The following is a 16614-nucleotide window of genomic DNA, read 5'->3' on the forward strand; positions in this document are numbered from 1 at the left end:
AATGAAATACACAATCCTCCCAAATACAAATTTAAAAATCAGCAAACTCTGCCTCGGCACCATGACCTGGGGCCAGCAAAACATTGAAGCCGAAGCCCACGATCAGCTGGATTTTGCCATTGAAAAAGGCATCAATTTTATTGATTGCGCCGAAATGTATCCCGTGCCCGCCAATCCTAAAACGCAGGGAAGAACCGAAACCTATATTGGCAATTGGTTTGCGAAAAAAAAGAATCGCGAAAACTTGGTTTTAGCCACCAAGATTGCTGGCCCGAGCCGAAATATGGACCATATTCGCCAACCATTGGATTTCAGTAAAAATTCTTTGGAAAATGCGCTGCATAATAGTTTAAAACGGCTGCAGACAGAGTATATAGATTTATACCAACTCCATTGGCCGGAGCGAAACACCAATTACTTTGGCCAGCGGGATTACAGCCATAAGCCGAATGAAGAATGGCGAGATAATTTTGCCGAAATTTTAAGTAATTTGGAAGAATTCGTAAAAGCGGGAAAAATTCGCTATTTCGGGCTCTCCAACGAAACTCCTTTTGGCGTAATGCGTTGTTTGGAAGAAACGCGAAAGGGAAAATTAAAAGTGGTTTCCGTTCAAAATCCGTTTAACTTGGTTAACCGAAAAGATGAAATTGGTTTAAGTGAAATTCTTCACCGTGAAAATATTGGGTATTTGCCTTATTCGCCCTTAGGGTTTGGTACGCTCACCGGAAAATATTTAAACGGAACCGCCGACAAAAATTCTCGAATTAATCAATTTAAACAATACAGTCGCTATAGCAATGCAAATGCTGTTCAAGCAACTGAAAAATATTTCGAAATTGCCAAAAATAACAACCTCAGCTTTGCACAAATGGCTTTGGCTTTTATTCTTCAGAAAAAATTTGTAACCGCCCCAATTATTGGCGCGACGGCTATCACGCAACTTTCGGAAAATATTGAAAGTATTAATGTTTCGCTTTCCAAAGAAATTTTAAAGGAAATTAATGCGGTACACAGTCAAATTCCGAATCCAGCTCCTTAGTCCCCCTCACCCTCAAAGAGAGCTTTTTTACACAAACGCACTATAACCGGTAATGGCTCGACCCACAATTAACGAATTGATTTCTTTGGTGCCTTCGTAACTGTAAATTGCTTCGGCATCTGCTACGAAACGGGCAACGTCGTACTCCAGTAAAATTCCGTTGCCGCCCATCACTTCGCGGGCTTGGCTCACTACGTCGCGGGTTCGCATACTGCAAAATACTTTTGCCAACGAAGCGTGTTCATCGGTAAGTAAACCTTCATCCTGCAATTCGGATAGACGGAAACACATAGTTTGCATTGCCGTAAGATTGGCAACCATTTCAACTAAATGATTTTGCACCAATTGAAAAGAAGCAATCGGTTTTCCAAACTGTTCGCGTTTTTTGGTGTATTTTAGAGCTGCTTCATAAGCGCCTCGAGCGCAACCCACTGCTTGCCAAGCCACTCCTGCGCGCGTCATTCGCAATACTTTGGCAGTGTCTTTAAACGAATCGCATTTTTGAAGTCGGTCGCTTTCGGGAATACGACAATCGGTCATAGTTATCAGTGCGTTTTGCACGGTTCGAAGTGCCATTTTGTTTTCAATTTTTTCAGCCTTAAAACCCGGATTTCCCTTTCTAACCAAAAATCCCTTCACTTGATCGGAAGCTTCGTCGCGTGCCCAAATTACAGTAACATCAGCGAAAGTAGCATTCCCAATCCATTTTTTTTGTCCGTTTAAAACCCATTCATCGCCTTCCTGTCTGCAGGTAGTTCCCAAACCTCCGGCAACAGCCGAACCAACTTCGGGTTCCGTTAGGCCAAAGGCGCCAATAAGTTCCATTTTAGCCATTTTTGGGAGCCATTCCTGCTTTTGTTCTTCGCTTCCGCAGATATAAATAGATCCCATTGCCAAGCCGCTATGAACGCCAAAGAATGTTGAAATTGAAACATCCACCCGCGCCAATTCCATCGCAATAATTCCCTCCATAACGTAGGTTTCATAAGGCGTTCCGTAACCTTCATAGGTAAGTCCGCAGATGTTTAATTCTGCCATTTTCGGAATAATTTGAAACGGAAATTCGGCCTTGTTCCAATATTCGTTGGCTATCGGCTTTATTTCGTCTTCCATAAAATTGCGCACTTTTATTTGTAATTCTCGCTGTTGGGGAGTGAGTTTTAACGCCAAATCGTAAAAATCGCCATCAATGGGCGGCAATTTGTGTTGTCCTTTTTTTCCACCTTTATGTTTCAGCATTCGCATTAATCCTGCAAGTTGCCTATCGTCAAGCTCGCCAACAGTTTTCATAATTTCGGAAAGATCTACTTTTTGCGAAAGTTTCCCCAGCGCGTCCAGATCGATGTCCTGCATTAAATTAATAGTTTGTTTAATTTTAGAAAAGATAGACATAGCTGCAGTTTTAGAATTGATTTCTAAAGATACTACTAAGCTATTTTTCAAACGGCTAAAAAAAAGTTAATTCGGAAATACGGCTTTTAGTGTGGCTTCATTTACAAAACCTTTTAAACTGTCTCGGATTTGAATATGAAACCAGTTTTGATTTTTTCCCAAAACAATAATTGTGTCGTGCTTTTTCAAACTGCCAAATTGTTCAAAAACTGAAGCGGGCCCTTTATGAATATTTGCGCGATTTCTTACATTAACAGCTTTTGTAATTGCCGAAGATTTTTCACTGGGCTGAATCTCGGTTTTCTTAATAAATGAAAGCGGATTTATTGCTCCGCGTGCTTTGTAAATTCCGAAATGAAGATGTGGCTCCGTGGTTTGTGCATTGCCCGTATTGCCTACAAAACCGAGAGTGTCGCCAATTTTTACCCTTTTTCCTTCGGAAACTGCAATGCTGTCTAAATGCGCATAATAAATAGTTTTTCCAAAGAGACCGTCGCGAAGCCAAACCTGTTTGCCGCCCAGACCGCGCTCGCCTACTGAAGAAATAACGCCATTTGAAACTGCAATCACCGGCGTACCCCGTACCGCGAAAATATCAACTCCTTCGTGGGAGCGGCTTCCGGCATCGCGGGGATCTGCCCAAAAACTCTGGATGTTTTTATTTCCCGCCCCACTTACGGGAAAGGTGTATATTGGTTCTGTATAAATTTTTAAAACAAAAGAAAATTGCAACTCCAGTTGCGGCTGGATGATAACTTTATAAAACCCGGATGTTTCTATTTCTTTTAACAGAAATGGCTTTTTTATTTCCGAGCTTTCTAAAAGTTCAAAAGATTGAAGCGAATCATTCTTCGCCTGAAAGAGATCTACAAATACCAAGGCAGAATCAGCTTGTTTTTCCACATCAACCACAATGCGTTCGCCTTCTTTCAACTGAATGTTATAGCTGTAAACATTGAAATTTTCCTTTGAAAAAACACCGCTTTCCGAATAAGGTAATGTAATTTGAATACTATCCTGCTTTGCCCTCTCAAAAGCCTTGTTCCAATTAACCAACAGGGAATCATTTTTTGAAAAATTGCGTTCGTAAACCTCGCGGGCTGTGGGCTGCACAAATACATCGGCCGCTTTGCGTACTTGTTTGCAGCCACCGGCAATCATTATGAAAAGGATAATAATTAAGAAAAATTTCAAATTCATAACCATGCTAATGTACTTAAAGTCCCCCTAACCCCCAAAAGAGAAAGCCTTACGCTGATTCTGCCATTCTGGGAGGTTGGGGAGGATACTTTTCCCTTAGCGAGAAAGTTACCCAAAAAGATGATGCACCACATCGTGCACCTTGGCTACTTTAATAATATTTATGTGAAAGTTATTCTTTGGGATTTTGCAGTATTTTGAAATTACTATGGAAGTAAAACCAAGTTTTTCGGCTTCCATAATGCGCTGCTCCACACGGGTTACGGGACGTACCTCGCCGGCAAGGCCAACCTCCGCGGCAAAGCAAAGGCGCTTATCTATAGCAATATCAATATTTGAGGAAAGTACTGCGGCAACTACCGCTAAATCTATCGCGGGATCGTCAACGGTTATTCCTCCGGTTACGTTTAAAAATACATCTTTTGCACCAAGTTTAAAACCGGCGCGTTTTTCCAAAACTGCTAAAATCATATTCAGCCGTTTGGCGTTATAACCCGTGGCGCTGCGTTGTGGTGTACCATAAACTGCGCTGCTTACTAAGGCTTGAATTTCTATCATCAAGGGGCGCATACCTTCCAGAGTAGCAGAAATTGCGGTTCCGCTTAAGTCTTCGTCATTTTTTGAAATTAGTATTTCCGAAGGGTTGGAAACTTCGCGAAGACCACTGCCCTGCATTTCGTAAATACCGAGTTCGTTTGTACTTCCAAAACGATTTTTGTTGGCTCGGAGGATTCTGTAAATATGGTTTCGGTCGCCTTCAAACTGCAGCACGGTATCTACCATATGCTCCAAAATTTTTGGGCCAGCGATATTTCCATCTTTAGTTATATGACCAATTAAAATTACCGGAGTTGCGGTTTCCTTTGCAAATTTTATAAGTTCGGCCGTGGTTTCCCGAATTTGCGAAATACTGCCCGCAGTGCTTTCAATATGGTCTGTGTGTAAAGTTTGAATAGAATCGATTACCACGATATCTGGTTCAATTTCTTCAATATTTCTAAAAATATTCTGCGTTTTTGTTTCGGTTAAAATGAAACAGTTTTCGGAAATAGGTTGAATACGTTCGGCGCGCATTTTTATTTGTTGGGCACTTTCTTCGCCCGAAACGTAAAGCGTTTTATACGGAAGTTGCAAAGCAATTTGCAGCATTAACGTACTTTTCCCAATGCCGGGTTCGCCGCCCAAAAGCGTTAGGGAACCTGGAACCAATCCGCTGCCAAGAACTCTATTTAATTCGTTGTTTTTTGTGTTTAAACGGGCTTCGGCTTGTGTTGATATTTCAGAAATACGCTGTGGTTTTGCCACTCTTTTTGAGGCGTTTTCGGAAGATTTCCAACTTACCTTTTCGGCTTTTTGGATTACTTCTTCGGCAATGGTATTCCACTCTTTACACGAATTGCACTGCCCCTGCCATTTGCCGTATTGGGCACCGCAGTTTTGGCAGAAAAATGTTGTTTTTGTTTTAGCCATAATAGTTCGGCTAAATTAAATATATTTACACAACAAACTTCGCTAAATGATACGCTTATTCCTCACAATGTTATTTTTGTGTGTATTCTCGATGCATACAAACGCGCAGCGATATCAATTTAAAAAATATAAAGCCGAGGAAGGATTGATAACCAACGAAACCTTCGCCATACTTCAAGCGAGCGATTACAGAATTTGGATAAGTACTACTTCGGGATTAAGCAGTTTTAACGGCAAAACTTTTACAAATTACACAACCGAGGACGGTCTCGCTTCCAATATAATTTTTAGTCTTTTTGAAGATTCTAAGGGTCGCATCTGGGTGGGCACCTTAGATAATGGCGTTAGTTATATTGAAAATGGTAAAATTACCAATCCAAAAGGTGTAAATTTTGACGCCTTGGGAGCCGTAACCGCTATGTTGGAAAGTAGCGATGGTTTAATGTATATATTTTTTGTACAAGGCATTGCTATTTTTAAAGATGGCAAGCTGCACGATTTGTTAAAAAATGATTCTAAAAATCGGGTTGAAGGTATTCAAAATGCAGCGTGGTATGACGATAACACTATATATCTAGCTTCTACCAAATTAGGGATTTACAAAATGACTTTAAACCCGCTTAAGATTGAAAATATTTTCAACGAAAAGAGCGGCATTAATAATATTTGTTATTCCGTTTTGGTAGACGATGCAAAAAATATATGGGTAGGGGCTTATGGCGAATTGTATAAAATTACCAATGACAAGCTTCAGTTATTTAAATTTAATCCTGACGATTTTGATAAAAACCGGATATACGGCATTTTAGAAGCGAATGAAAATGAGTTCTATTTAAGTTTTGAGGGAAATGGCATTGGAATTTTTAATAAAAACACCGGGCATTTAGAAATTATAAATGAGGCTCAGGGCTTGCCTTCAAAATACATTTATCAAACTATTAAAGATTATGAAGGCAATCTTTGGATGACTTCATATGGCGAAGGAATTATCCGTTTTAGAGATACAGCTTTTAAAATTTACGATGACAGTCAAGGGTTGGCTACCGTAAATGATATTGTTGAATGGAACGGAAAGGTGGTGATGGCCACAAACGATGGGGTTGCTATTTTGGATGATTCCCAAACAATTAGACAAATAACAAAAAATGGCTCTATAAAAAATCTTTTTGTAACAGAAGAAGACAATCTACTATACAATACCGGTAAAGCCGTTTTTGAACATACAAACAATAAACCAAGTTCAAAACTAGTAGATGAAGGCGATTATAATTTAATATTTAAAAAGCAAGACAAAACCTTTCTGTTTGGTACAAATACAATAAAAGTCCGCACCAAAGATTCAATATATTTTATAAATTCTAAAAGATCTATAGGCATTGAACCAATTGGCAACCGTTATTTGCTCTGTAAAGTAAGTGGTTTATTTCAAATAAAAAATAAAAAATTAGATACAATCCACGGTTTAAGCCCGATTTCAAACAATAATTTTAGGAGCATATCTACTGTCACTAAGACTGAAGTGCTAGCTGGTAGCGAAAAAAAATTATATCACATTAGCCTGCAGAACGACCAATTTAAAATACAAACTTTTAATATGAATCGGTTTTCTGGTTTAAAATACTTTAGAGCTTTAGAGGTAGATGGTAACGATTTATGGTTAGCCGGAAGGGATGTTTTAATTAAAGTAGATCTCCCAAATTTGCTGCAAAATGATTCAATTGTCGCAAAATATTACCACACCATACCTCATTTTTTAGCAAACGATATAGATTTTAATTCCCTGCTTGTTACAAAAGATAAAACAGTATTGGCCACTTCATTAGACGGTGTTATAGCTTTTAACGAGAATAAATTTACAGCTAACAATAAGCCGCCAAAACTAAATTTACCCGAAATTTTATTGTTTTCAGAACCGTTGATCGATAGCTTGTATAGTACCGAAAAAGGCATAGTTCTACCCTATCAAAAAAACTATTTAAGTTTTTCGATGGAAGCAATTACGTTTACCAATCCGGAAAACGTAAAGTATAAATACCGAATGATTGGGCTGCGTGACGAAAACCAATGGTCTGAACCTATAGCAGATAACAATGTGGTATTTTCATATTTACCTCCGGGCAAATACACCTTTGAATTTACTGCAGATAATGGCTATGGAAAATGGCAAACCCAGCCCTATCAGTATTCGTTTGAAATAAAAGTTCCATTTTGGAAAACATGGCTTTTTTGGGTTACGGTAGTATCTATTATTACCGCTAGCGTATTTGTCTTTTTTTCCTATCGCAGTAAACTAGCGCGTAAAAGAAATGAGGCCTACACGCACAACCTTATCAAGGCACAAGAAGAAGAGCGTACAAGAGTGGCGCGCGAATTACACGATAGTGTAGGCCAAAAACTAATGTTGTTAACCAAAAAAACAAAAAATATTAAAAATCAAGATATGGAAACTTTGGCCAGCAGCACTTTAGATGAACTTCGCAGTATTTCTAGAGGACTGCATCCGGCAAATTTAGAACGTTTGGGGCCTACTGCCGCAATTAAGAACATGATTAATGAAGTAGATGCTAATACCAATATTTTTTTTACACATCAAATAGATGATATAGACAACCTTATAACCAAAGAAGCTTCACTACATTTATATAGAATTATACAAGAAGTACTCAATAATATGGTAAAACACGCCGAAGCCAAGGCCGGTTCCGTTTCTATTAAAAAAAGAAATAATACCATACAAGCAACAATAGCAGATAATGGAAAAGGGTTTGAAGTCTCAGAAATGATTAAAACGAGCGCAAGCCTCGGAATGAAAACATTAAGAGAACGCGCGAAGATTTTAAACTCAAAAATTGATATTAAAAGTCAGTTAAAGAAAGGCACTAAAATAACGCTTACAATTCCAATCTAAAATGATTAAAAAAAATAATATCTCTATTGTAATTGCAGACGATCACCCCATGATCCTGAAAGGGCTTTACGACGAATTGTTAGAAAATAATTACAATGTTGTGGGACAGGCTTCTGATGGAATGCAAGCCTTGGAAAAAATTCTGGTTCACAACCCAACCATTGCCTTGTTAGATATAGACATGCCTATTTTAACCGGTTTTGATGTAATTAAAATGGCCAAGCAGAAAGAAGTTGACACTAAATTTATAGTGCTTTCCTTTCACAAAGAAATAGAATATATATCGCAAGCTAGGGCGCTTCAAATTAACGGGTATTTGCTAAAGGAAGATTCATTTTATGAAATTGAAGAGTGCATTGAAGAGGTGTTAAATAACAATGTTTACTTCAGCCGGGCATTTGAAGATTCATCGCTTAAAGCTGTTTCAGAAGACATCCGGAAAATGAAACATTTAACCTATTCTGAAAAAATTATTTTAAAAATGGTTTCCCAACAAAAAAGCAGTAGCGAAATAGCAAAAGAATTGTTTATCTCGGTTCGAACGGTAGAAAAGCACAGAAGCAATATTATTACAAAACTAGATATTGAAAATACAAATTCCAATGCACTCAACACTTGGGCCTATTTGCATAGGTTAATTATAAAGGAACTTTAAATTGGTTTAATACCCAAAATCCTGCTTTATTTTATCTGCTCGATCCAATAATTTATCTATTGTAATAAAATCTACTTCTTCTTTATCAAAAGCTCCTTGAAAGATTTTCATTGCTTTTTTGGGTTCACCGGTTTCTTCATAATAACGGCCTAAATAATAATCGCCCAGCACGGTTTCTGAGTATTGCTTTTTTGCCATAGTTGCAATTTCCCGCAACGACTCCCATTGCTTTAATTTTTCTGCTGCGGTTGCCGTGGCAATAAAATCGTTAACACGAATATTGTTAGTTATTCCAAAGAGATCTTCAATAACTTTATATTTATCTAAAAGATATTGAATAACCGGCGTTTTTAATTTTAGCAATACTTCCGAGTATTCTTTTTTGCTTATTGGTCTATAAACTGAAAATATTTTTTCCAACGCATTGGGTATTCCCCTACCGCCCAACGAATAATGTGTAGCGCCTTCAAAATTATCGTAATAATAGCTAAACGAATTATTCTTTATACTGCTCAATTGTTTGTTTAAATCTTCCGATGATTCCATCAGTCCTTTTATATCGTCTGTGCCAGTTGCCAAATAGTAAAATATTTTTCCCGGAATCTGTGGTATGCGTTCTGCCAGCCGCTCTTGCATCATGGGAGCCAGATCTGGACTCAAATTAATATATCCGTTAAGCAAAGGTGGATCTTTAAAGAGATAATAATTTAAAAAATTAGCGGTAAAATCGTGTCCCACTCCAATAATAAACTTAGCGGTGCGGTATTTTTTATCTATATACGGAATAAGTTCTAGCCCTAAAAATTCAAAAAAACGGGCTCCCTTTTCATCGGGAAAAAATGTATTGTCGTCGTAAGCACAATCAAAATATCGCGAACCACCCTGCATAACTCCAACGACGATAGACTCTGGCATGTCTTCCCAATAACTAAAATAATCTACATTTCCGGCAACTGGCTCAAACAAATAATCTGCATCCAGCACCAACACTATTGGATATTTTTTATCAACATTCGTGTCGTAATTTCTGGGCAATTGAATTTTAAGTCTTCGCGACTGGTCCAGTCTTTCCGATTTAAATTCTTCATAAATAATTTGTGAGAATGAAGCATTGCTAAGCAAAACTCCGACCAAAAATATTAGCATACTTTTCATAACCCTACCTTTTTAAATGCTGTGGAAAGATATGAAATTTTGAATTCGTAGGTTTTTTGAAAGAGCTATATTTTCTAAAAAAAGCTATAATTGTAACCCCTTTCTATTATAAATGGGAAGCAATACCAAAGAGAGTACTCCAAAGAAAATAATCGCGCTAATATTTGAAATCCAAACAATCCAACCCACGGCCACACCCACAGTTTTGGCTACTCCAAAAATTGCTAAAATTCCGGCTATAGCCGCGGGGTAGGTGCCAAAACCGCTATTGGTAAAGGCAAATGTAAAACTACCTACCACAAAAGCAATAATAATTGTACCGATTGAAATATTTGCAGTTTCTGGCAATGCGTGGAGCGCCGTATAGAAAGAGAGCAGATACAACCCCCAGATTAAAAACGAGTGAAATAAAAACGCCGCTTTTCTTCGCATTTTTAGAATGCTGAAGATTCCTTCCTTTAAACCAATTACAAAGTTTTTCAGCTTTTTATTGACATTCGATTTTGAAAATTTAACATACAACGGGATACTAATGGCGCCTAATACAATTCCGAAGATAAGAATATACAACAGCGAGCTAGGGATACTGCCCACTATGTACTGATACAAAACATCAAACTTAATAAACAATGCCAAGGCGGTAAATAAAAGTAGAAATATTAAATCAACGATTCTTTCAGAAATAATAGTACCAAATCCTTTTTGAAAAGGCACTCCTTCATATTTATCTAAAATAATACCTCTAGAAAATTCGCCACTTTTAGGAATAAAAATATTCATTAAATAGGCCACGGAAACTGCCATAAAATTATTGGCAATTTTAGTGCGATAACCCAAGGGTTCTAACATAAAGCTCCATCTATACGAACGTGATATATGGCTTAAAACACTCAGCGCTATTGAAAGCAGTACAAAACCGTAATTAGCATCAGTAAAATGTTTTTTAGTTTCAGTGAGTTGTTGGGGAGTAAACGATTGATATATATACCAAATAAGAAAGATGCCCAAACCAAGTGGAACGGCAATCTGTAAGAATTTTGAAAGGGAACGGCTCAATTTAACGAAGTAAATTTGTTTCCTCGTCCGGGAAAACCAATGCAGGCTTAAAGGCTTTGGCCTCTTCTATTTCCATTATTGCATAGGTAATAAGTATAAGTACATCGCCCGGAGCTACGCGTCTTGCGGCAGCACCGTTAAGCGTTATTTCGCCACTATTGCGCGGACCGGGAATGGCGTACGTTTCGAGCCTTTCGCCATTATTGTTATTTACAATTTGAACTTTTTCGCCTTCAATAATATTGGCGGCGTCCATTAAATCTTCGTCAATAGTGATGCTACCAATATAATTTAAATCGGCACCGGTAACTTTTACTCTATGGATTTTAGATTTTACTACGTGTATTTGCATGGTGCAAAGATATTAATTTAAAGAGATATTATCTATAAGCCTAACTTTACCAGCAAATACTGCCATAAAAGCACGGTATTTTAAACCTTCATTTTTATGGGTTGCGGTTTTAAGTGTTTCTTCATCGGCTATTTCAAAATACTCCAATTTTAAGTTTGGGTTTTGCAAAAATCGTTCCGCAACCAGAGAGTTTAGATCTGCAATGGTTGTTGATTCAAATTTTTCACGTACTTCCTTTAAAATTTTATAAATAATAGCGGCCTCATCGTACTGGATTTTATTTAGCCGTTTATTTCGCGAACTCATGGCAAGCCCATTTTCTTCTCTTAAAATAGGGCAACCAATAATTTTTACGGGGAGGTTTTCAATTTCAATCAATTTTTTTACAATCTGTAATTGCTGAAAATCTTTTTCGCCGAAGTAAGCCGAAGCGGGTTTTACAATTTTTAATAGTTTACTTACAATTGTTCCCACGCCATCAAAATGCCCCTTCCGGTGTTTTCCCTCCATTTCGTTTTCAAGAGCGCCAAAATTGTATTTTTTTGCTGTAACAGTTTCTTCATATAAATCTGAAATCTCAGGTAAATACACAATTATATCCTCATTTAACGATTTTAACAACATAATATCGTCTTCGGGAGTACGCGGATATTTTTTAAGATCTGCCGTGTTATTAAACTGGGTTGGATTTACAAAAATGCTCACCACCACCAAACTATTTTCGCTCAAAGCTTTAGCAACCAATGATATATGGCCTTTATGCAATGCACCCATTGTTGGCACAAAACCTATTTTGTCATTTTTATATTCAGAAGACAAGGCTTTCACCAAGGTTTCTTTCTGGGTAAATACAACCATAAAATTGCTTTAAGAGCGGGCAAAATTAATATATTAAAGACAATCTACATAAATTTTCGTAATTTTGCGTGTTTTTAAATGCCTCGAAGCAATTGAGGCAAAATTTCAAATAATTTTTAAAAAACTTATAGATGAAAGATAAAAGAGTCTTGTATGTGTCTTCAGAAGTTGTGCCTTATCTTCCCGAGACCGAGATTTCTTCAATGTCGTTTGAAGCTCCTAGAATGATCAATAACAACGGTGGCCAGATTAGAATCTTTATGCCCCGTTATGGAAACATTAATGAAAGAAGACATCAACTGCACGAGGTAATACGCCTTTCAGGTATGAATTTGGTTATAAACGATCTGGATATGCCGCTGATAATTAAAGTGGCGTCAATTCCCAAAGAGCGTATTCAAGTTTATTTTATTGACAACGAAGATTATTTTAAAAGAAAAGCCACCTATGCCGATGAAGATGGCAACTTTTATAAAGACAATGACGAACGCGCTATATTCTTTGCAAAAGGGGTAATTGAAACGGTAAAAAAATTAAACTGGGCACCAGATATTATTCACGTGCACGGTTGGTTGGCAGCCTTTTTGCCGCTTTACCTTCGCAATTATTACGGCAATGAACCATTATTTGAAAACAGTAAAATTGTAACCTCTGTGTACAATACTGGATTCGAAGGATCGTTAGCAAAAGATACCATTGAAAAAGTGAGGTATGACGCTATAGACGATGAAGCCATTGCCGAATTAGAAGATCCGAGTTATATAAACCTGATGAAGATTGCCATTAGAAATTCGGATGCCATTATTGTAGCTACAGAAGAAATACCTGAAGCGCTCGAAAATTTTATTAACACTATGGACAAACCCGTGTTAAAGTATCATAATATGGAAGATTTTTCGCAAGCATATTTAGATTTTTACAGCTCGAAAGTTTTGGAATAAATTTTAGTGCTATAATTAATTTGAAAACAGTTTAGCACGAAATTTTTAATAAAGCTCCAATTAAATTTTATCCCCTTTATTTACAAAACAACTTATAACCAATAATCTAGACACAATTCCTTCCTATTTAATAAACATTGTATGCAGATGAAATTAAAAAGCTTGTTGCCAATGGTTGGCACTATTTTCCTCATAATTATTGCGTTTTCTTCATGCCAAAAAGAAACCTCTCTTATCGGTTCTGAAGTATTGGGAACAGAAATTCCAAACGGAATTTTAGACGATTCGCAAACTGTTATTTCTTACAGCAGAAAATTAGGGCCGGTGCAGAGCAATAGATTGCCATCCTATCAATTTGGGGTTTATAACGATCCTGTGTATGGCAAATCAACCGTTAGTTTGCTTTCCCAGCTAACGTTAGAGAGTAGCGACCCAAAATTTGGAGACAGTGCAACGGTAGATAGTGTATTTGTGTACCTTCCCTACTACAGCACCGAGACCACAGTAGACAGCATAACAACGTACGAACTCGATTCTATATACGGTACAAGCCCGATAAATATTTCAATTTTACAGTCGAAATATTTTTTAAGAGAATACGATCCAGACTCTGGTTTTGAGGAATTTCAAAACTATTATACCAATCAAGGACCACTTTTTGAAAGTTATTTAGGTGAAGAATTAGCTACAGTAATCGATTTTATTCCTACTAAAATCGGATATCTATTTAACCAAGGCGAAGAAGACGAAATAAAACTGCCCCCAGGCCTTCGCGTAAAATTGGATTCTACCTTCTTCCAAACCAATATTATTGACATGGAAGGTACTCCCGAATTACGCAATAGCAATAACTTCAAAAACTTTTTAAGAGGACTTTATTTTGATGTAAGCTCAACAACAGACAATGGAAGTTTGTTTATTTTTGATGCCACAAAAGCTTTCGTTACAATTTATTACAACTTTAAGAATGATGATGACGAGCGCGAAAATGGCACGTTTAAGTTAAACTTTAATGGAGGCATAAGTGTAAATACATTTACAAACCAACTTCCGCAACAAATACAAACTGCTGTAGAAAATCCAAATATCCAAACGGGCAATGAAAACTTATATCTGCGCGGTGGCGATGGAATTATTTCGGTAATTGAGCTTTTCGGAAAAGATAATGACAATAATGGAGTTGCTGACGATCTTGAAATGCTTCGCGATAAAAAATGGATTGTAAATGAAGCAAACCTAATTCTGTATGTAAATCAAGATTTAATGGTTGGTGGCGCTACGGAACCCGAACGAATTGTAATTTACGATTTAAAAAACAGCGATGTTTTGGCAGATTACAATCAAGATCCAACTAACGGACTTGAGGCAATAGATGCACTTTCCAATCATTACGGAAAATTGCAAAGAGGCAGTGATGGTAACGGCGATTATTACAAGTTGAAAATTACCGACCATATTAGCAACTTGATAAATAAAGACAGCACAAACGTGCCTTTGGGAATTATTGTTTCGCAAAATGTGTTAACCCGCACAACGCAGAAGCTGCAGAACCCCATGGAACCTAGCATTAAGGAAGTTCCCTCGAGTGCTATCGTTTCTCCCGAAGGAACCATTCTTCACGGAAACGCATCGCCCAATCAAGAAAAAAGACTAAAACTTCAAATTTATTATACTGAACCAAATTAAACGTCGATTATGTGTGGAATTGTAGGCTATATTGGCAAAAGAGAAGCATATCCCATTGTTTTAAACGGATTAAAACGCTTAGAATACAGAGGATATGACAGTGCAGGAATTGCACTATTTGATGGTACCGACATTCAACTGTGCAAAACAAAAGGCAAAGTTGCAAGTTTGGAGGAAAAAGCAAAGTTGAATATTTCTCGCGAAGGCAATTTAGGCATTGGCCACACCCGTTGGGCCACACACGGAATACCAAACGATGTAAACAGCCACCCACACTATTCTATGAGTGGCGATTTGGTAATTATACACAATGGTATTATTGAAAATTACGGTTCACTTAAAAAAGAATTAATAAATAGAGGCTACACTTTTAAGTCTGATACAGACACCGAAGTTTTGGTTAATTTAATTGAAGACATTCAAATTAAAGAAAACGTAAAGCTAGGAAAAGCCGTACAAATTGCTTTAAACCAAGTGGTGGGAGCGTACGCAATAGCACTTTTCGACAAAAAGAAACCAAACGAAATTGTAGTTGCAAAATTGGGAAGTCCATTAGCCATTGGTATTGGTGAAGACGAATTTTTTGTGGCTAGCGATGCTTCTCCTTTTATAGAGTTTACAAACAACGCCATTTATTTAGAAGATGAGGAAATGGCAATTATTAGACTAGGACGCGATGTAAAAGTGCGTAAAATAAAAGACGATATTCTTGTTGCCCCGTACATTCAAGAACTTCAACTTAACTTAGAACAAATTGAAAAAGGTGGTTACGACCACTTTATGCTAAAAGAAATATACGAGCAACCTTCGGTTATAAAAGATACGTATCGCGGCAGATTACTTGCAGATCAAGGCATTGTTAGACTGGGCGGACTGGAAAATTATATTGAAAAATTTACAAATGCCCAACGCATTATTATAGTTGCCTGTGGCACTTCGTGGCATGCCGGTTTGGTTGCTGAATATATTTTTGAAGATTTGGTGCGCATACCAGTAGAGGTTGAATACGCTTCCGAATTTCGCTATCGAAACCCAATTATTTCTGAAAAAGATGTAGTAATCGCTATTTCTCAGAGTGGTGAAACAGCAGATACACTTGCAGCCATAAAATTGGCAAAATCTAAAGGTGCCTTTGTTTATGGAGTTTGCAATGTGGTTGGTTCTTCTATTTCGCGCGAAACTCACAGTGGCACCTACACCCATGCGGGACCAGAAATTGGCGTGGCATCTACCAAAGCTTTTACTACCCAAATTACTGTTTTAGCAATGATAGCGCTACGTCTGGCAAAAGCAAAAGGCACAATAAGCCAAAGCGATTTTATGCTTTATTTACGTGCGTTGGAGTTAATTCCAAACCAAGTTGAAGAAGCTTTAAAAACCGACGATAAGATAACCGAAATCTCCGCTGCATTCAAAGATGCCAGAAACTTTCTTTATTTGGGAAGAGGCTACAATTTCCCAGTAGCTTTAGAAGGCGCTTTAAAATTAAAGGAAATTTCATACATTCATGCCGAAGGGTACCCTGCCGCTGAAATGAAGCACGGTCCTATTGCATTAATTGACGAACAAATGCCAGTAGTGGTAATAGCCATAAAAAGCGACCATTACGACAAAGTTGTAAGCAACATCCAAGAAATTAAGGCCAGAAAAGGAAAAATTATCGCGGTAGTGTCTAAAGGCGATACCGTTGTCAAGGAAATGGCAGATTACGTTATGGAGGTTCCGCATACTATGGAAGCCTTAACACCTTTGTTAACAACCATACCATTGCAGTTACTTTCATACCATATTGCAGTTATGCTGAACAGAAATGTAGATCAGCCTCGAAACTTGGCAAAATCTGTTACTGTAGAATAATTTACAGCATAAGTTACTACTAAAACCCAAACGGCCTGACTTGCT

The 16614-nt window shown here is 37.5% G+C and carries 13 protein-coding genes; 6 read left to right on the plus strand and 7 right to left on the minus strand.

Annotated features, from left to right (window positions below):
• The first annotated feature begins 1 nt into the window (after window position 1).
• Window positions 2–1039 carry an NADP(H)-dependent aldo-keto reductase gene (locus VZD24_RS06420; protein WP_342687016.1) on the plus strand — a complete coding sequence of 346 codons (1038 nt, stop codon included), beginning with the start codon at window positions 2–4 and terminating at the stop codon, window positions 1037–1039.
• Between the two features lie 27 nt (window positions 1040–1066).
• Here the strand turns inward: VZD24_RS06420 and VZD24_RS06425 are convergent, their stop codons facing one another.
• The 3 genes from VZD24_RS06425 to radA form a co-directional block, all read right to left on the minus strand.
• On the minus strand, window positions 1067–2431 hold the full coding sequence (locus VZD24_RS06425) for an acyl-CoA dehydrogenase family protein (protein WP_279449348.1): 1365 nt from the start codon (window positions 2429–2431) through the stop codon (window positions 1067–1069).
• 66 nt (window positions 2432–2497) lie between these two features.
• Window positions 2498–3631, minus strand: coding sequence for a peptidoglycan DD-metalloendopeptidase family protein (locus VZD24_RS06430; protein ID WP_342687015.1), 1134 nt, complete (start codon window positions 3629–3631; stop codon window positions 2498–2500).
• Window positions 3632–3739: 108 nt separating this feature from the next.
• The gene (radA, locus tag VZD24_RS06435) at window positions 3740–5101 is read right to left on the minus strand and encodes a DNA repair protein RadA (RefSeq protein WP_342687014.1); all 1362 of its coding nucleotides are present in this window, start codon (window positions 5099–5101) and stop codon (window positions 3740–3742) included.
• A gap of 46 nt (window positions 5102–5147) precedes the next feature.
• Between radA and VZD24_RS06440 the strand changes: the two genes are divergently transcribed.
• Window positions 5148–8009: a sensor histidine kinase gene (locus tag VZD24_RS06440; RefSeq protein ID WP_342687013.1), complete on the plus strand. Its 2862-nt coding sequence runs from the start codon at window positions 5148–5150 to the stop codon at window positions 8007–8009.
• A 1-nt stretch (window position 8010) separates the two neighbouring features.
• Window positions 8011–8664: a response regulator gene (locus VZD24_RS06445; protein ID WP_342687012.1), complete on the plus strand. Its 654-nt coding sequence runs from the start codon at window positions 8011–8013 to the stop codon at window positions 8662–8664.
• 6 nt (window positions 8665–8670) lie between these two features.
• Here the strand turns inward: VZD24_RS06445 and VZD24_RS06450 are convergent, their stop codons facing one another.
• The 4 genes from VZD24_RS06450 to panC form a co-directional block, all read right to left on the minus strand.
• The gene (locus VZD24_RS06450) at window positions 8671–9819 is read right to left on the minus strand and encodes an alpha/beta hydrolase (protein ID WP_342687011.1); all 1149 of its coding nucleotides are present in this window, start codon (window positions 9817–9819) and stop codon (window positions 8671–8673) included.
• A gap of 84 nt (window positions 9820–9903) precedes the next feature.
• Complete coding sequence (locus VZD24_RS06455; protein ID WP_342687010.1) at window positions 9904–10875, minus strand: lysylphosphatidylglycerol synthase transmembrane domain-containing protein; 972 nt, start codon at window positions 10873–10875, stop codon at window positions 9904–9906.
• 1 nt (window position 10876) lies between these two features.
• Window positions 10877–11227 carry an aspartate 1-decarboxylase gene (gene panD, locus VZD24_RS06460; protein WP_279449355.1) on the minus strand — a complete coding sequence of 117 codons (351 nt, stop codon included), beginning with the start codon at window positions 11225–11227 and terminating at the stop codon, window positions 10877–10879.
• A gap of 12 nt (window positions 11228–11239) precedes the next feature.
• Entirely contained in the window at window positions 11240–12085 is an 846-nt protein-coding gene (gene panC, locus VZD24_RS06465) for a pantoate--beta-alanine ligase (protein ID WP_279449356.1), read from the minus strand.
• Between the two features lie 131 nt (window positions 12086–12216).
• Here panC and VZD24_RS06470 point away from each other — a divergent pair, with 131 nt between their 5' ends.
• The 3 genes from VZD24_RS06470 to glmS all read left to right on the plus strand — a co-directional run bounded on the left by VZD24_RS06470 (window position 12217) and on the right by glmS (window position 16569).
• Window positions 12217–13026 carry a glycogen/starch synthase gene (locus tag VZD24_RS06470; RefSeq protein ID WP_279449357.1) on the plus strand — a complete coding sequence of 270 codons (810 nt, stop codon included), beginning with the start codon at window positions 12217–12219 and terminating at the stop codon, window positions 13024–13026.
• A gap of 147 nt (window positions 13027–13173) precedes the next feature.
• On the plus strand, window positions 13174–14712 hold the full coding sequence (bamH, locus tag VZD24_RS06475) for a BamH family beta-barrel-assembly machinery protein (RefSeq protein ID WP_342687009.1): 1539 nt from the start codon (window positions 13174–13176) through the stop codon (window positions 14710–14712).
• A gap of 9 nt (window positions 14713–14721) precedes the next feature.
• Window positions 14722–16569 carry a glutamine--fructose-6-phosphate transaminase (isomerizing) gene (glmS, locus tag VZD24_RS06480; RefSeq protein WP_279449359.1) on the plus strand — a complete coding sequence of 616 codons (1848 nt, stop codon included), beginning with the start codon at window positions 14722–14724 and terminating at the stop codon, window positions 16567–16569.
• Window positions 16570–16614 lie beyond the last annotated feature (45 nt).

It is taken from the genome of Aequorivita flava (genome assembly GCF_038742595.1).
GTDB lineage: Bacteria > Bacteroidota > Bacteroidia > Flavobacteriales > Flavobacteriaceae > Aequorivita > Aequorivita marisscotiae.